The sequence below is a fragment of the Nostoc sp. genome (genome assembly GCF_036917975.1).
GTDB lineage: Bacteria > Cyanobacteriota > Cyanobacteriia > Cyanobacteriales > Nostocaceae > Nostoc.
The window spans coordinates 55,013-70,250 of the sequence record NZ_JBALEJ010000023.1 but is presented as its reverse complement, the minus strand read 5'-3'; the positions used below and the strand labels follow the sequence as shown (position 1 = coordinate 70,250).

The window sequence follows — 15,238 nt, the reverse complement described above, 5'->3', positions numbered from 1 at the left end:
GATGCTCCGCCTCCGGTCAGAATCAAGACACTCGTGACGCTCGAAGACTCGCTAACACTTCTCTACGAGGCGCCAAAGGCGAACGCTATCAGTCGGGGATTCAGACCCGCGACTGATAGCGTAGCGTTAGCGAGTCCGCGAGCGTCTTGAAGACCACTAAATTTTCAATTTAGTGGGGGTGCAAAAACGCCGATTATTCAGACGCGACGCTCGTTCGCCTTTGGCGTCTCCCCTTGGGAGAAGACTCGCTACCGCTCCGCTATCGAATACTCGCTAACGCTGCGCTATCTGCCAGTCGTACAGAATCATTCTGAATTCTGACTCCTGAGTTCTGAATTCTTCTTATAATTTCACTGCTTCTTTACTGCTTTGCTAGAAGGAGTTGGAGATGGTGTCAAATTTCGGGGAGTTGGTTGCTTTGCTGCCGTTAATTCCTCTTGCAACATTTTCTGATAAACCTTAGGCAAAGAGCTACTAACATAATTAGTTTCTAAGCCATATCCCAGACTTGTCCAAGTGGAAGAGAGTCGCCGCAAAACATCATTTAACTTTCCCTGGCGCAACAATTGAGAGATATCAACTCCCCAAACTTTAGAATCACTTAACCAACGGTAAATTACTACATCTTGATATTCCGCTTCAAAACTATAAGCAGTCCAAAACATCATCTGCATTGGTTTTGGGTGATAACGGGGGGCTAAACGATACCAAGTAACGTTGATAATTTGATATCTGCCAGCAGCAGTAGAACAATTACCTATGTTGGGGCCTGTGACAATTGTGACGCATATCTCAGGATGTCGGCTGAGGTCGTTGACTTGCTGTCCACCGTATAACAGCGAATAGGGACGGTTCCCACTAGCCTCACTCGCCGAGATGGTTCGCATTAAGGCGCGGATATAGGGGTCGCCCTGTTTCATGACCAAAGGCGGCTGTTTATTTTCAAAGATGGGATCGGAAGGCGATCGCAAGTCTCCAATATACCATTGCAACAAATACACAAAGCCAAGAAGCGCGGCAATTGGCCCAATAAGTTTTTCAACACCTTTGAATTCAAAGCCTTTCAGAGTGTGACTCCTTCAAATTCGCTCTCTTTGCTAACAAAAATCATCGACGAACTCATTCTGACAAAGTTCACACCTGATTGTTAGGGACTTCCAAGAAATAAATTATCCAAATAAACGAACCACAGAGACGCAGAGAACACAGAGAGAAGAGAAATAGAGAGGATTTTTGCGTCAGTTTTGGGATATTTTTTTATTTGGAAGTCTCTTAGTTATTATTCCCGATTTGCTCCTGCTTTTTAGGAATTAGGAGAAAAGAGCATAAATAACTATGTGGAGATGAAGGGAATAAGGGTGCGATCGCCTTTATATTGTGATGAGTGTAGGGGTTTAGCAACGCTAAACCCTTTTGAGTGTGGGATGGAGCGATCGCTTATCGCTTTAGGGAGTAGAATCAAGGGATGGTCAATTTAGATAAGCTAATTGACAATTGCTTTTCTAGAGAAGATGTGAGCCGCTCATTTTGGGGAATAGAATCTTCTAAGATATCAACATTGTTGAAATAGCTCCTTAAAGCTTTTTGAGGCTGCTTCCGGTTTGGCAACAATTTCGACAATTTTATTACGTGCATCTGCTGCAAACAGTGCCTCAATAGCAACTTGGGCGACTTTCTGTCTGGGGATGCTACCGTCAAACAGTGTATCTGCACTCTGCATCACGATGGGGTTGGAGTTATCTTCATTCTTCAACCCCCCAGGGCGAACAATTGTATAAGTAAGACCACTTTTTTGGATATACTCTTCGGCTTGTTTTTTCCATAACAAAATCAGCCAAAACAAGTTCAGTGGATGGAAAAGCTGGGAAGTACACAAAGAAGAAACTAAGACAAAATGCTCAATTCCCTTTGCTTTTGCAGCATCTACTAAATTTTTAGTCCCTTCAAAATCTACTTTATAGGGGCCAGTGGGGTCAAAGCTCGGTTTTGCTCCAGTAGCAACTAACAAAACTGTGCTATCTCCCAACGCAGCAGTTAAACTTTCTGGTTGTAACACGTCACCTACTACCAATTCGGCTTCAGGAGACAGAATACCCCTAGCTTTTTCTATATCGCGCACTAGAGCGATGACGGGAATGTTCCGGGCGATCAATTCTTGCACAATCCGGCGACCTGTTTCACCTGTTGCCCCTGCTACAAATGCTTTCATGAGAAATGCTATCCTGGGAAACTATTGTGTGCTTGTTCAGTTCTTTATTTTAGTAATTCTATGGAGTTGATGGTAGATTAATGAGGTTTCGGTCAAAATTGGATCTGAATGCGGAATGACGCAGGAGTGTGGGGAATCATTAATATAGACCAACGCCAAAATATACAGTAATGCATTTATGCTTTCAAGACAAGGTGAATATAAATCCTGGGAAATAACAGAAGCAGTTTTACCTGTAGTGTCCACCCCAGAAGAAACTGAGGACACTTTAACAGAAACAAATGTAGCGACGCTCACAAAATTTTACGGTCGTTATCAAGATTGTATGGAAATGGCTGCCCCAGTCGAGAAGGTTGCTGAGTATCTCAACACCCACTCTTCATGGTTTTCGCGCTGCGCTGAACCCATGAAAGTACAATCACTTGGGGAGAATGGCTATGCTTTAGTGATTGGTCGTTTTGGTTCTTTTGGTTATGAAGTAGAACCAAAAATTGGTTTGGAATTGCTGCCTCCAGAGGAGGGTATTTACCGCATCCGTACAATCCCTATTCCTGACTACCAACCACCTGGTTATGACGTAGACTATCGGGCATCTCTACAGTTAGTAAAAACCGATGTTTCTACTAGTATTGGTGAGGTTACAAGAGTTGAATGGGAATTAGATTTGATAGTTTATCTTCACTTTCCCCGGTTTATTCAGCGATTACCCAAGTCTCTTGTTCAATCTACAGGCGATCGCTTACTTAATCAAATCGTCCGTCAAGTCTCCCGTCGTTTAACTCGCAAAGTTCAGCAAGATTTTCATAAATCTTTAGAAATACCCTTTGCTGCCAATTCCAAGCAAAAGCGGTGAACGGCAGGGGGCAGGGGGCAGGAGTTATATCTTCATCTCCATAACTCACTACTCCCTACTCCCGCCCCGAAGGGGTAGTAAATTATCTTTCATTCCTAAAGAACCCCAAAGAGTTAAAGAATAGCTATTAACTCCTTGGGGTTCGATGTATTATACCAATACTACAATTACCAATTTTGTGCGATCGCCAACACTAAACCTTAATAAATCCTTATATTAATAAAAAGCTACTACCTTACTAACCAGTCTTGAACTTTTCCTTTATTCCTTGATTTATGTTTGTCAATACCTTCATCAGACGTCCAGTACTGACGACGGTCTGCACGTTCATCATTTTGCTGCTGGGAAGCATCTGTATTCCGATCTTGCCCATTTCTCAGCTACCAGACCTCGCTCCGGTGCAAATCACCGTTAGCTCCACTAACACTGGTGCGGATGCTCAAACAACAGAAAGTACTGTCACCAATATTATTGAGCGACAAATTAATGGTGTTAAAGATGTATCCTATATATCTTCTAATACGGGTAATGATGGTTCCAGCAATATAACTGTCTCCTTCCCAACAGATGTCAATAGCGATATTGCTCAAGTAAACGTTCAAAATAAAGAAACACTTGCTTCACCTCAATTGCCAGATACTATTCAACGAACAGGTGTCACCGTTGAAACGGCATCAAGCAGTCTGCTTCTGGTCTATGGGTTTTACTCAGATAATAATGAGTATGACAACATTTTTATCAGTAATTATGTTGATCTGTTTATTCTCGATCAGGTCAAACGGCTTCCTGGTGTAGGAAAAGCTACGATTTTTGGGGAGCGCAAATATGCCATGCGTCTTTGGCTTGATCCCAACAAGCTTGCTCAACATAAACTAACTCCTCAAGATGTGACAACTGCACTGCAAGAACAAAATATTCAGGTAGGTGCAGGGGCAATTGGTCAGGAACCAGCACCAGATAATCAAAGCTTTGAATTTGCTTTACGGGCAACCAGTCGATTTAAAGATGCGTCTGAATTTGAGGATATGGTGCTGAAGGTAAGTCAAGGTAGCACTAATGGCACTACTAATAGCACCAGCACTGCTAATAGCACCAGCACCACTAATAGCAGCAGTAATAGCACCCTAGTTAAGGTTAGAGATGTCGGTCGAGTTGAACTGGGAGCCGAGAGCTATCTGGCTGATGCCAAATTCACCATTCCAGGGAATGCTCCCAAGCCAGCCGTGGGTTTGGGGATATATCAACTTCCAGGTAGTAATGCCCTGGACGTTGCCCATGCTGTTGAAAACCAAATCAAAATACTAGAGAAGAATTTTCCACCTGGACTAAAAGGACAGGTGGCATTTGATACCACTCCATTTGTAGAAATTTCTTTAGAAGAAGTTCTACAGACTCTGGTTGAAGCGATTATCCTGGTGGTCTTGGTAATTTTTGTCTTTTTACAAGACTGGCGTACCACGATCATTCCCACTGTGGCGATCCCCGTTTCCCTGGTTGGGACGTGTGCGGCTCTGTTGGTTTTAGGATTTCAGATTAATACACTGACTTTATTTGGTTTCGTTCTGGCCATCGGTCTGGTTGTCGATGATGCCATTATTGTGGTCGAGGCAGTTGCAGTCAAACTGGAGCAGGGCTTGAGACCCTTGGAGGCTGCGATGGAAGCCATGAAAGAGTTAACTGGGGCAGTCATTGCCACTTCACTTGTACTCATGGCGGTATTCATTCCAGTTACATTCATTCCGGGCACTACTGGGATTGTCTACAAACAATTTGGGTTAACCGTTGCTTGCTCTATTGCCATTTCCACCTTCAATGCTTTAACTTTCTCTCCGAGTATGGCTGCCATCCTCATGCGCCCGGCTCAGACTCCACGGGGCCCTTTGGGATGGTTTTTTACCCAGTTTAATCGGGGATTTAGCTGGTTTACGCGCCGATATGTTGGCTTTGTTAGCTACCTTACCCATGTCAAGCCGATTGTAATTGGGGTTTTTATTACTGGTTTAGTAGCAACGGTTTTGATGTACAAAGCAGTGCCGACTGGATTTATTCCAGAGGAAGATCAGGGTTACTTCTTTGTAGTTGTCCAAGGGCCTGATGGCGTTTCTTTGAAATACACCGAATCTGTGATGGAGCGGGTTGCCAAAGAAGTAACATCGCTTCCCGAAGTTCAAGCTAGTTTTATGATCAGTGGCTTTGGTTTCGATGGCAATGCTTCCAATTTAGGCATTGCCTTTGCTAACCTAAAACCGTGGAAAGAGAGAGCTGAAGAATCTCAGTCTGTCTATGGAATACTTCAGAGAATGAACAAAAAGCTCTCTGCAATTACAGATGCTAGAGCGATCGCAGTCAATGCTCCGCCAGTGAGAGGATTAAGTAGTACAGGTGGTTTTGAGTTTATCATTCAAGATAAAACCGGAAGTGCGCCGATTCAAACCCTGCTTGATACTGCTCAAAAGTTCATTGGAGCAGCCAATAAAAACCCTGCTTTACAACGAGTCTTCACTCAGTTCACCGCAGACACTCCCCAATTTGACATCCAAGTGAACCGCAACCAAGCCAAAGCTCTCGGCGTTGAACTCAACGACATCTTTGGGGCGTTGCAAAGTTACTTGGGGTCGCAATATGTGAATGACTTTGTGCAGGGACAGCGACAGTATCGAGTATATGTCCAAGCAGATGGGGTTTTCCGCTCTAATCCAGATGACATTGGCAAGCTCTATGTTCGCTCTGCAACTGGGGCGATGATTCCGTTGAGCAATCTGGTGAAAGTAACTCCCTTTGTCGGGCCGAAAACCATTGCCCATTATAACTTGTACAGGTCAATCAAAGTCCAGGGATCTCCGGCTCCCGGTGCTAGTTCTGGACAGGCGATTCAAGCGATGGAGAAACTAGCAGCAGAGGTCTTACCTCAAGGGTTTGGTTACGAGTGGACAGGGACTTATCTCCAGGAAAAGACATCTGGGGGATCTACTGGCTTGATTTTTGCCTTCGCCTTCGTTATCGTCTTTCTGGTACTAGCGGCTCAGTATGAAAGCTACGTTGACCCGATCATTATTTTGCTGACAGTTCCCCTGGCAGTTTTGGGAGCGATGACGGCGATTTGGCTACGTTCCAATATTTTCATGGCAGGTAGCCTCTTCCCAAAAGTGGTGGATGATATCTATTGCCAAGTAGGTTTGGTGACTTTGATTGGTCTAGCTGCAAAGAACGCGATTTTAGTTGTGGAATTTGCCAATCAGCAGCATGAACAGGGCATGAGCTACACGCGAGCGGCGGTGAAAGCGGGGCAAGAACGTCTGCGACCCATCTTAATGACTTCCTTTGCCGCGCTGTTAGGATTTTTGCCCTTGGTGATCTCTCAAGGGGCTGGAGCCAGCAGCCGTTGGTCTTTAGGAACAGCGCTTTTTGGGGGGCTGATGCTTTCGACGTTCTTGAGTTTGTTCTTAGTGCCAATTCTGTATATTTTGGTTAAGAGCTTGGCTCAGGCTATATTTTCTCGGAAGCGGGGAGGCTCAAACCCTCCAAATTCTCCAAATGGAACTTCGGGATCGAGACATGAAGCTCTACCCGCAAGCTCAAGTCAAACAGAGGCACAACTTAGGTCTCAGCAAGATGGGATAACCTAACTTTTAGTAGGGAGTAGGGAGTAATGAGTAATGAGTAATGGAGATGAAGGAGAAATAACTCTTGCTTCCTGCTCCCTGCCTCCTGCCCCCTGCCTCCTGCCTCCTGCCTCCTGGCTTGTATCCATAAGACCCTCTAACTCTGATACCATTTTCTGTAATTTCCTGCTTGCTAAAAGAATTAGTCGAATAGAATTAAGTACTTAGATAAGGAAGAGTGAAATGGGACTTAGCGACGGACTTTTGAATCCGACCAAAAAGGCTATAGTCATAGAGGACTGTTGCAACATGATTGAAGGACAGCTTGCATCCAAGTCAGGCATGAGCGGCATCGCTTTGAAAACTGCCTTTGCTGCTTTGAAGGGGATTAAACCAGGGTACATCCCCTATGTAGTTGAGCAGATATTGCCGCAATGCTTCATAGCACTTGATCCTATGTGGAGTAGAGGCATAGAGAAAGGCGATCCAATTGAATATCTGAGTGCGAATCGCTCTGATACGGCAGACGCGCTACTGAGTGTCACCGATGCGAGAGTCAAGAGCGCAAAGCGCCCAATCGTGCGAGGAACCTATGAAAAACTTCGCGGTTCTGCCAAAAGACACGTAGAAGAAGCAGTGCCAGATTTAGCTAAGGTAATCAATAATTACACTAAGGTCTGATCAAGAGAAGTAGAGACGCGATTAATCGCGTCTTTTAGAAACGTGGCAAGCGTAGAAGCTTTTTCCGCTTGTCTTCAAACATCGCCTTAAAACTCTATCCCTTTATGGTTAGAGTATTCTGAATTCTGTATTCTGACTCCTGTTTTATGAGTAGTGTATGATATTGCACAACTTCATTAATCAATCGACTGCGATCGCATACCATCTTCTCTAGATAATCACCTTTGTCTATTACTCAATCAATTAGTTCAATTGTCTGATCTGCACAAGGTAATGTTAATCTGGCGATGCCTAATTTTCCGCATTTTCTGGCATGGCGATTGTATTGTAAATATCTCAAGTTTGTATAGTTGTGGTAGAAGTGCGATCGCTTACCCTTTTAGTATTTAAGCATTTACACCCAGAATAGAAGAGTCATAGTGCTGTAGCAAATCTTCTGGATCGTTGTAAATTGCGATCGCTCCCGACAGTTGTTCATCGCTAAAACCACCGCAGCGCAAACCAATCACAGCTACCCCTGCTTTGCCGGCAGACTCAATATCGTAGGGTGAATCTCCGATCATCACTACTTTTTCAGGTGTCATTTGCCCTTTGTTCAAGGCTGCTTCTACAATGTCAGGAGCAGGTTTAGATGCTTCGGCATCATCGGATGTAGTTACTTCCGTTAGCAAATCATCTACTTGGGCAATTTTGAGCATGATATCGAGTTCTTCAGAACTTGCTGAACTAGCGACAACCAGATGCAATCCCGATTCTTGCATCTTTAATATTAATTTTCTGCTCCCATTGGCAGCAGTAATTTGTGGTATATATTTATCAAGTAATAGTTCTTTGCGTAATTGAGCGATCGCTTTGCCAGTTCCTTCTTCACCATTTAATTCTGGCACTACTTTGGGAATCAGTTGATCTCCACCCATGCCCATAAGTGGTCGAACTGTTTCAAATGGCACTTCTAAGTCATAAGCTGCAAATGCCTCTACCCAGGAATTTGCATGAACATCATTGCTTAAAACCAGTGTTCCATCAATATCTAAAATCACCCCTTCTAATGCCATGAAAAACCTCGGCTGATGTTTTGTTTCATAGCTGATGATGGCATGGCAAATAATTTACTTCATCATCCCATGAGAGGAGAAGGGGGTTATAGAAGAAGAGATGGCGATCGCCTGAGATAATTTCAGAAAGTGCGATCGCCCGCGTCAGTTCTACCCCACCCTAACCCTCCCCTTTACAAGGGGAGGGAACTAGATTTTCTGGCGTTGCATAATTGCGGATTGATGATTGTAGAGACGGCGATTTATCGCGTCTCTTGCCTTAACCGAACCGTATTGGGAGAGGGGTTGGGGGTGAGGTTTTGAGACGTACCTTTGCAAAGGTTCATTGATCAATCAACTGCGATCACGGATAACTTGAAATATCTAATCACTGCCAACCATCTACTTGATATCGTCGCAGAGATGGCGATCGCTCTGACTCACTTTCGGGTTATTCTTCAGATAATCATGTAACCAATCACAACCACGCCCCAGTAAGCTATCTAGATTATTGAGATGATTTAGATCATCCAAATTCCAGAGAATTATAGCCCCATCAGCACTGCCCAAGGCCAGAGTCTTGCCATCGGCTGAGAAAGTCGCGCTTAATAAGTAATCGTTATGCCCAGTTAAAGTAGTGATTAAATTACCATCGCGTGTCCAGAGTTTTACAGTCTTGTCATCACTAGCTGTGGCAATCATCTTACCGTCGGGTGAAAAAGTCACGCTATTAACCTCATCAGTATGCCCTTCCAGCTTTTTGTACCAGCGAAACTCCCCCTTATCGTCCTGCTTCCAAAGTATCACCGTCTTATCATTACTGCTCGTGGCAATCATGTCACCACTAGGTGAGAAGCTAACGCTCAAAACCCAACTTTTATGCCCGTTTTCCCCTGCGAGAGTTTCATATCTATAAAACTCTCCTTTATTGCCCTGCTTCCAAAGTATCACCGTGTTGTCATCACTAGCTGAAGCAAGCATCTGACTATCTGGCGACCAAGCTACAGCCCTTACCCAGTCGTTATGCTTGTTGAGAATCTGACGCTTGATACTATCTGGCCGCAATATTATTACTTTGTTATCCATGCTACCCAAAGCAATAAACTTACTGTTGGGCGAGAAATTCAAGTCGTATATCTTATCGCTGTTCTGAAAAAGGGTTCTGAGGAATTTACCATCGCGCCTCCAGAGTTTCACTGTATTATTATCACTAGCGGTAGCAATTGTCTTACGATCAGGTGAGAAACTAACGTTATCGCTATGCCCGTCAAGAGTTTTGTCCAAAGTGCCATCGCGCTTCCAGAATTTCACTGTCTTGTCACGGCTAGCTGAGGCAATTATTTTGTCATCAGGTGAGAAATGTACCTGATTAACTCTATCACGATGAGCGTTTAGGATACTTACCACACCACTACCAAACTGAATCTTCATCGTGCTGTCAGCACTAGCAGAAGCAGGAATTTTAGCGTTGCGTGAGCAGCTGATACTACCAACTTGCCAAAGTTTCATTGTACTGTCAGCACTGGCAGAAACTAGAGTTTTACAGTCAGGTGAGAATCTGACAGCATAAATCCCATTGGTATGTCCTGATAAAGTTGTGAGTAAAGTACCATCAGGCTTCCAAAGCTTTACAGTCTTATCGTCACTAGCTGTGGCAATCATCTTACCGTCGGGTGAGAAAGCAACCCTATTGATTCCATCTTTATGTGCTTTAAAATCTGTTAATAAAGTGCCGTCTCGGTTCCAGATTTTTACTCTGTTGTTGTCACCAGTGGCAGCAGCACCACCACCAGCAGCTGTAATTGTCTGGCTATCGTTTGACCAAGCTAGATCCCAAACAAAGTCCTGATTGCGTTCGGTAGTGTGAAGAAGCTTACCATTGGATGTCCAGAGTTTCACAGTTTTGTCCCGACCACCAGTAGCAATCATCTTACCGTCTGGTGAGAAAGCGACACTATTAACTCCATCTTTATGCGCGTTAAAAATTGTTTTTAACAAAGTGCCATCTCGCTTCCAAAGTTTGAGTGTGCCGTCCCGACTTCCTGTGGCAATTGTCTGGCCATCATGCGAGAAATCGATACCATAAACTCCCTTACTGTGTGCTTTATTACCGTGTTCTTCAAGGTCTTTTAGTGGTGTACCGTCCTGCTTCCAACGTTTGACAACACCCTGGAAATCGCCTGAGACAATTGTTTGATCGTCAGGTGAGAAACTCACACTGAGGACTTTATCTTTATGTCCGTAGAGTGTCTTTTGCACACTACCATCTAGATTCCAGAGTTTTATAGTTTTGTCATAACTAGCTGAGGCCATCAACTTTCCATCATGTGAGAAAGTCACACTCCAGATCAAAGCCTGGTGTTTTTCTAAGCGATCGCGCTCTACTATCCAGTTAACTGACTGTTGTAGTGCCGTTACAACTTGGGTGCGAAGTTGACTATCGCTTTGTGCAAAAGGTAATTTCTTCAGTAATATTCCAGCATGGATGCTTTCTTTGAGGGCATCAAATGTCTGGTGTGAGGTAAAAAGTGCTTCTGAAGTTTTACTAATGGCTATTATTCGGTTTTTTTCTGATTGTTTTCTTTGATACTCTGCTTGGAACCCAAATATCACTGATACGGTTGCCAAGAGGGTCATCATAGCACTTCCAGCGATCGCCAAGTTTCGTTGTCGTTTTAAAAAAATATTTAGTTTTTCTTCAGCCTGTTGTCGTTTTTGTTTCTCCTTTTTCCGTTCTTCTAATTCTCTTGCTTGTTGTGATTGCCGGATAAAAGCTACTAGATAGTCATGAACCAGTTGATATAAGTTAGCAGGATCATCAGGAATTTTTAACACCAGTCCTGAACCGACTAAAATCTCTAAGACTAGATTTAGTGTTTCTTTTTCTGAGATAATACCTGATGTTTTTAAATCTTCCGCTAAATTGTCAGAAGTTTTGAAGGGACGAGTGCCTTTGTCGTCTGTTAGTAAATATAAAACGACTCTGGCACAGAGTTCGTTTTCATCACCACAGTCTTTAATAACTTCTTCTAAAAATCGCTCGACCAGTTTTTCTTTTGTTCCCGACTGAAGATATTGAGCTAAAGTTGTAATCTTATCTGTTTGGAGTTGCGCTCCGACTATTTGTAACTCAATCGGGCGTACCTCGCCAAGTTCGTCTGCTAAATCTTCTACCAATTGATCAATCAACGCAGGCTCTAAGTAAAAATTGGTTTTCTCGGTCAGACTTTGCACAACAGCTTTAGCATCTACTGAAGAGAAATTCCCCAAGTAATAGCGAATATTCTTATCTAAAATATTATTATTAATTGCTGTAAAATTAAACAGGCGATCGCACTCCAATAAATAATGCAAATAATCTTCTCGCAAACAGAGAATAACCTTCACAAAAGGAATATCTAGACAAAGCCGCAAGAACTTATAAAATGGCTGCCTTTTACTTTGATCTGTGTAAATAAAGAAAAATTCTTCAAACTGGTCAAAAATTAAAACCGTCAACCGATTACGCTCGGCATTTTCCCGCAAATTTTCAGAAATTAATTCTATCGAAGGACTAGACGTACCATTCTCTGCCAAACACTTTGCTAATATCCCCATCCAATCTGTATAAACTCGTATTACAATGGGTAATACATCACGAGCATCAATTGATTGCAGTTGCAGAGCAGGTACTAATCCTCCATTCAAAATTGAACTTTTACCTGCTCCTGACTGACCATGAAATACAGTCAGTTTATGGTCATTACGGCTCATTCTTTTCATCAAGCGATTGACATCTTGTTGGCGCTCCGAAACTGCAATTTCTTGAGCAACTTTTACAAGCTTTTCTACTTGTACCAATGCGGGGTTAATTACCTCCTGCTGAGGAATTAAATAAGCTGCCCCAATGAAAGCACGAAAACCATATTGATGTTCAATTTTAATTTGCTCTTGTTTAATCTGAAAAGCCGCCAGGTATTTACATTGTTGGTAATAAATGTTTTGCAATTTCTCTAAAATCCGAATGTAAAGCTCTGGATCGTATTGAGGTTTAGTTTCTCTTCTCGCAGCTTCTAGGATAGCTAAAGCATCTTGCACCTTATTAAGCTGCTGTTGCGCTCTGGCTAGTGCAAATAAATACCAACCTTGATGATAATAACGCACCAATTCTAAATTAGCGTTGGGTTGGGACGATTGGTTCTTAGCTACAATAGAAAGCGCTTTTTCTGCGGCTTGTTTGGCTTTATTCCAAGCAGAATGAGCAAGTGCTACTTCAGCGAGGAATCCATAAGCTCTGGCTTCTCTGAACCAATCAGGGTAAGTTTGATATAGAGTTAAAGCTTTTTGAGCAACTTTTTCTAATTCATCCCACTGCTGAAGCTTTTGCAGTACTTCCCCCAAAGTGTTGATAAACTTTGCTACTAAGTCGGGATGATGTGCCCGTTCAAAGACTTCCAGACATTTATGATAATAATCTTTAGCGCGTAAGCAAGCGGCTTCTTGTTCTGCTAAATGCTGGATGGCGTAGGTACGCCACCATAACCCTAAATTGTGCAGGACGCATCCTTGCTGCTCTAAGTTAAAACTCTGCTGCGAAAGTGCGAGACTGCGTTCATAATGCTGTCGTGACAGTTCCATCGAAACTGCATCTCGACCCAGGACAAATTCTAAACTGGCTTCTAATTCTGCGTCTAACTTCACACCCCGTTTTTGGAGTTCAGCTTGTGCTAACTCAAGTTCTACACGGTGCGGCGAACCGATTCCCAGATTGAGTGCAGAATTATCGAGAAATTTCCCTGCACCAGCATCTAAAACTTTGGCGAAAACTTCCTCAGATGTTTGCTTGACGAATTGAACTAAATTAGTGGTAGCGATCGCAAAATGAATTATTGTTGCCCAATTCTCGAAATCTGTCGCTAATCTAATCAGCTTTTGCAAAACTTGGTCATTAACCAATAACAGCACAGGGAAGGGGAAATTTTTTCTAAATTCCTCCCGTACTTGGTTAGTTGAAGTTAGAACTGTATCAATATCTTTAACAGATTCCAAACCAAAAACCATTAATGCTCGTGGCTGTTCATCTCCCAGTTTTTCACCTATAGACGTGTAAAGAGTTTTTACTGACACAGGTAAAGTGATTTCACGGATTTTAACAGGAGATAGTTGATGTAGGCGTTGTACTATATCCTGACGGAAAACTGCATAGTTACATCGAACCAAAATCAGCGAAAATTCTCCCTGAGAAAGGCTAATTGCTCGCACCAGAGTTTGCAATGAACGTTCATTTTCAGTAGCTAAATTTTCTGTCTCGTGCTGATTACTCATAACCCGAATTCCCTAGCTTCTGCCAAAATCGGATTGATATCAAACCAAGAACCATTTTCATCGCGGTATTCAAATACAAACATACTGCGAAGCAAAAGTTCGTATCTTTCATGACCTCTCAAGCTTTTCTGCTGCGCCACTTCACGCAGTACTTCCCATTCATCAGCAGTAATTGCTAAAGTTAGCTCATTGCAGCGTTGTTTAATCACCCTGTTTACACACTCTTGCGACAGGGGTGGGTCTTCTTGCTGAAGACAGCGAAATAATAACATCAGCAAATTTCGCAAATGACCACCGCTAACTAAGCACAGCCTTTCTAAAGTATCAGGACTATCAAAAACTTGGGTAATTAAATGCTGGCTTTGTTCCCAACTGACACCAGGAAAAGCCCTGGCCATAATCATTTGTTGTAGTAGTGTAATTCCCTGTGAAAATTCCGAACCATTTAGCCGTACAGGAACCATCGGTAAAACTTTAGGGTCTACTCCAAAGCGATTTGTTAACCTGCCTAAAGCATTGGAAAAAATCAACACTAGGGGAATGGTATAAACAACGTGACAATTTAGCTGGTTTAACTGTTCACCTCGTTCCACAAAGAGATATTCTGGTTGGTAATAACCAGAAGGCTTAAAAGAATTATCAACTCGGTCGAGATTATCGACAATTACCACCAGTCCTTTTTTACCTTGCTGCTCCAGTTTTTCCCTAGCAGGCTTGAGCAATTCTTTGTTAATTGATTCTAAAATGCCATTGGTGCGCGGTTCTAAATATTGTCGCAGTTGGCCACGAAGTTTGGGACTATCTTTAGTTTTGGCAGTAATTTTGGCAATACCTACAGATAACTCTCCCCCAAGTTCTATCGGCGTTTGCAAAAATTCAGCAAGTTCAGTAAACAGAGTTTGAAAGTATCCAGGCTTGAGATTAATTTTTATTGCTTCTAGACTTTGACTCACCTCACGAGCTACTGCTAATAAAATATCTGTAACATCAATATCAGCCATATCCAAGCTTTGGCTGGACTCAAAATAAACCACATGAAATCCCTGCTGTTCTAACTCTGCTTTTAGCCGTAGTAACTCAGTGGATTTGCCACAACCGATATGTCCTGTAAATAATTGACAAGTAGCTTGTTCCGGTGCAAGGCGGGTGATAGTTCGTCCTAATTCCTCAATAATCTTGGCACCACGCACTTTGGAGAAATCAATATAATACTGTTTATCCTCCGGTTTGCTCACAACCAGAGTCTTGGCGGGGTTGCATGCTTTAAAAAACCTGTCTAAATCTAGTTTCATCACAAATCACCCGAAATCAGCCTGACGTTCTTGCCCATTTCAGTGATTATACAGACGATAAAGCCGCTATTTCGGAAAAAACTTCTTCAGATTGACTGATTAAAATATCTAACTTTTCTTGTGGGGTGGGTGTCTCATCCGCCTACAACCAAGGACGGACAAGATGTCCACCCCACAAGAAATATTTTCCTCGTTCCCAGTCTCCGACTGGGAATGCATTCATTGAGATGCCAGACTGGAGGCAGAGCCTCAACTAGGGGCAT

The 15,238-nt window shown here is 42.9% G+C and carries 9 protein-coding genes; 4 read left to right on the top strand and 5 right to left on the bottom strand.

What is annotated here, in order from left to right; all coding sequences use genetic code 11:
- Positions 1-350: 350 nt before the first annotated feature.
- The gene (locus V7K76_RS08310; RefSeq protein ID WP_334776766.1) at positions 351-1,001 is read right to left on the bottom strand and encodes a glycoside hydrolase family 24 protein; all 651 of its coding nucleotides are present in this window, start codon (positions 999-1,001) and stop codon (positions 351-353) included.
- Positions 1,002-1,343: 342 nt separating this feature from the next.
- Between V7K76_RS08310 and V7K76_RS08305 the strand changes: the two genes are divergently transcribed.
- Positions 1,344-1,478, top strand: coding sequence for a hypothetical protein (locus V7K76_RS08305; protein ID WP_335029743.1), 135 nt, complete (start codon positions 1,344-1,346; stop codon positions 1,476-1,478).
- Positions 1,479-1,552: 74 nt separating this feature from the next.
- On the opposite strand, the gene V7K76_RS08300 is transcribed toward V7K76_RS08305, so the two are convergent.
- Positions 1,553-2,209, bottom strand: coding sequence for an NAD(P)H-binding protein (locus V7K76_RS08300; protein ID WP_334776767.1), 657 nt, complete (start codon positions 2,207-2,209; stop codon positions 1,553-1,555).
- A 178-nt stretch (positions 2,210-2,387) separates the two neighbouring features.
- Here V7K76_RS08300 and V7K76_RS08295 point away from each other — a divergent pair, with 178 nt between their 5' ends.
- The 3 genes from V7K76_RS08295 to V7K76_RS08285 all read left to right on the top strand — a co-directional run bounded on the left by V7K76_RS08295 (position 2,388) and on the right by V7K76_RS08285 (position 7,345).
- Positions 2,388-3,062, top strand: a complete 675-nt coding sequence (locus V7K76_RS08295; protein ID WP_334776768.1) for a DUF1997 domain-containing protein — start codon at positions 2,388-2,390, stop codon at positions 3,060-3,062.
- A 275-nt stretch (positions 3,063-3,337) separates the two neighbouring features.
- Positions 3,338-6,688 carry an efflux RND transporter permease subunit gene (locus tag V7K76_RS08290; RefSeq protein WP_334776769.1) on the top strand — a complete coding sequence of 1,117 codons (3,351 nt, stop codon included), beginning with the start codon at positions 3,338-3,340 and terminating at the stop codon, positions 6,686-6,688.
- 219 nt (positions 6,689-6,907) lie between these two features.
- On the top strand, positions 6,908-7,345 hold the full coding sequence (locus tag V7K76_RS08285; protein WP_334776770.1) for a DUF6918 family protein: 438 nt from the start codon (positions 6,908-6,910) through the stop codon (positions 7,343-7,345).
- Positions 7,346-7,731: 386 nt separating this feature from the next.
- Here the strand turns inward: V7K76_RS08285 and V7K76_RS08280 are convergent, their stop codons facing one another.
- From V7K76_RS08280 to V7K76_RS08270, 3 genes are all read right to left on the bottom strand, one after another.
- The gene (locus V7K76_RS08280; protein WP_334776772.1) at positions 7,732-8,400 is read right to left on the bottom strand and encodes an HAD family hydrolase; all 669 of its coding nucleotides are present in this window, start codon (positions 8,398-8,400) and stop codon (positions 7,732-7,734) included.
- A gap of 381 nt (positions 8,401-8,781) precedes the next feature.
- On the bottom strand, positions 8,782-13,683 hold the full coding sequence (locus V7K76_RS08275; RefSeq protein WP_334776773.1) for an nSTAND1 domain-containing NTPase: 4,902 nt from the start codon (positions 13,681-13,683) through the stop codon (positions 8,782-8,784).
- Complete coding sequence (locus V7K76_RS08270) at positions 13,680-14,975, bottom strand: P-loop NTPase fold protein (protein ID WP_334776774.1); 1,296 nt, start codon at positions 14,973-14,975, stop codon at positions 13,680-13,682. Before V7K76_RS08270 ends, V7K76_RS08275 begins: the two co-directional genes overlap by 4 nt.
- Positions 14,976-15,238 lie beyond the last annotated feature (263 nt).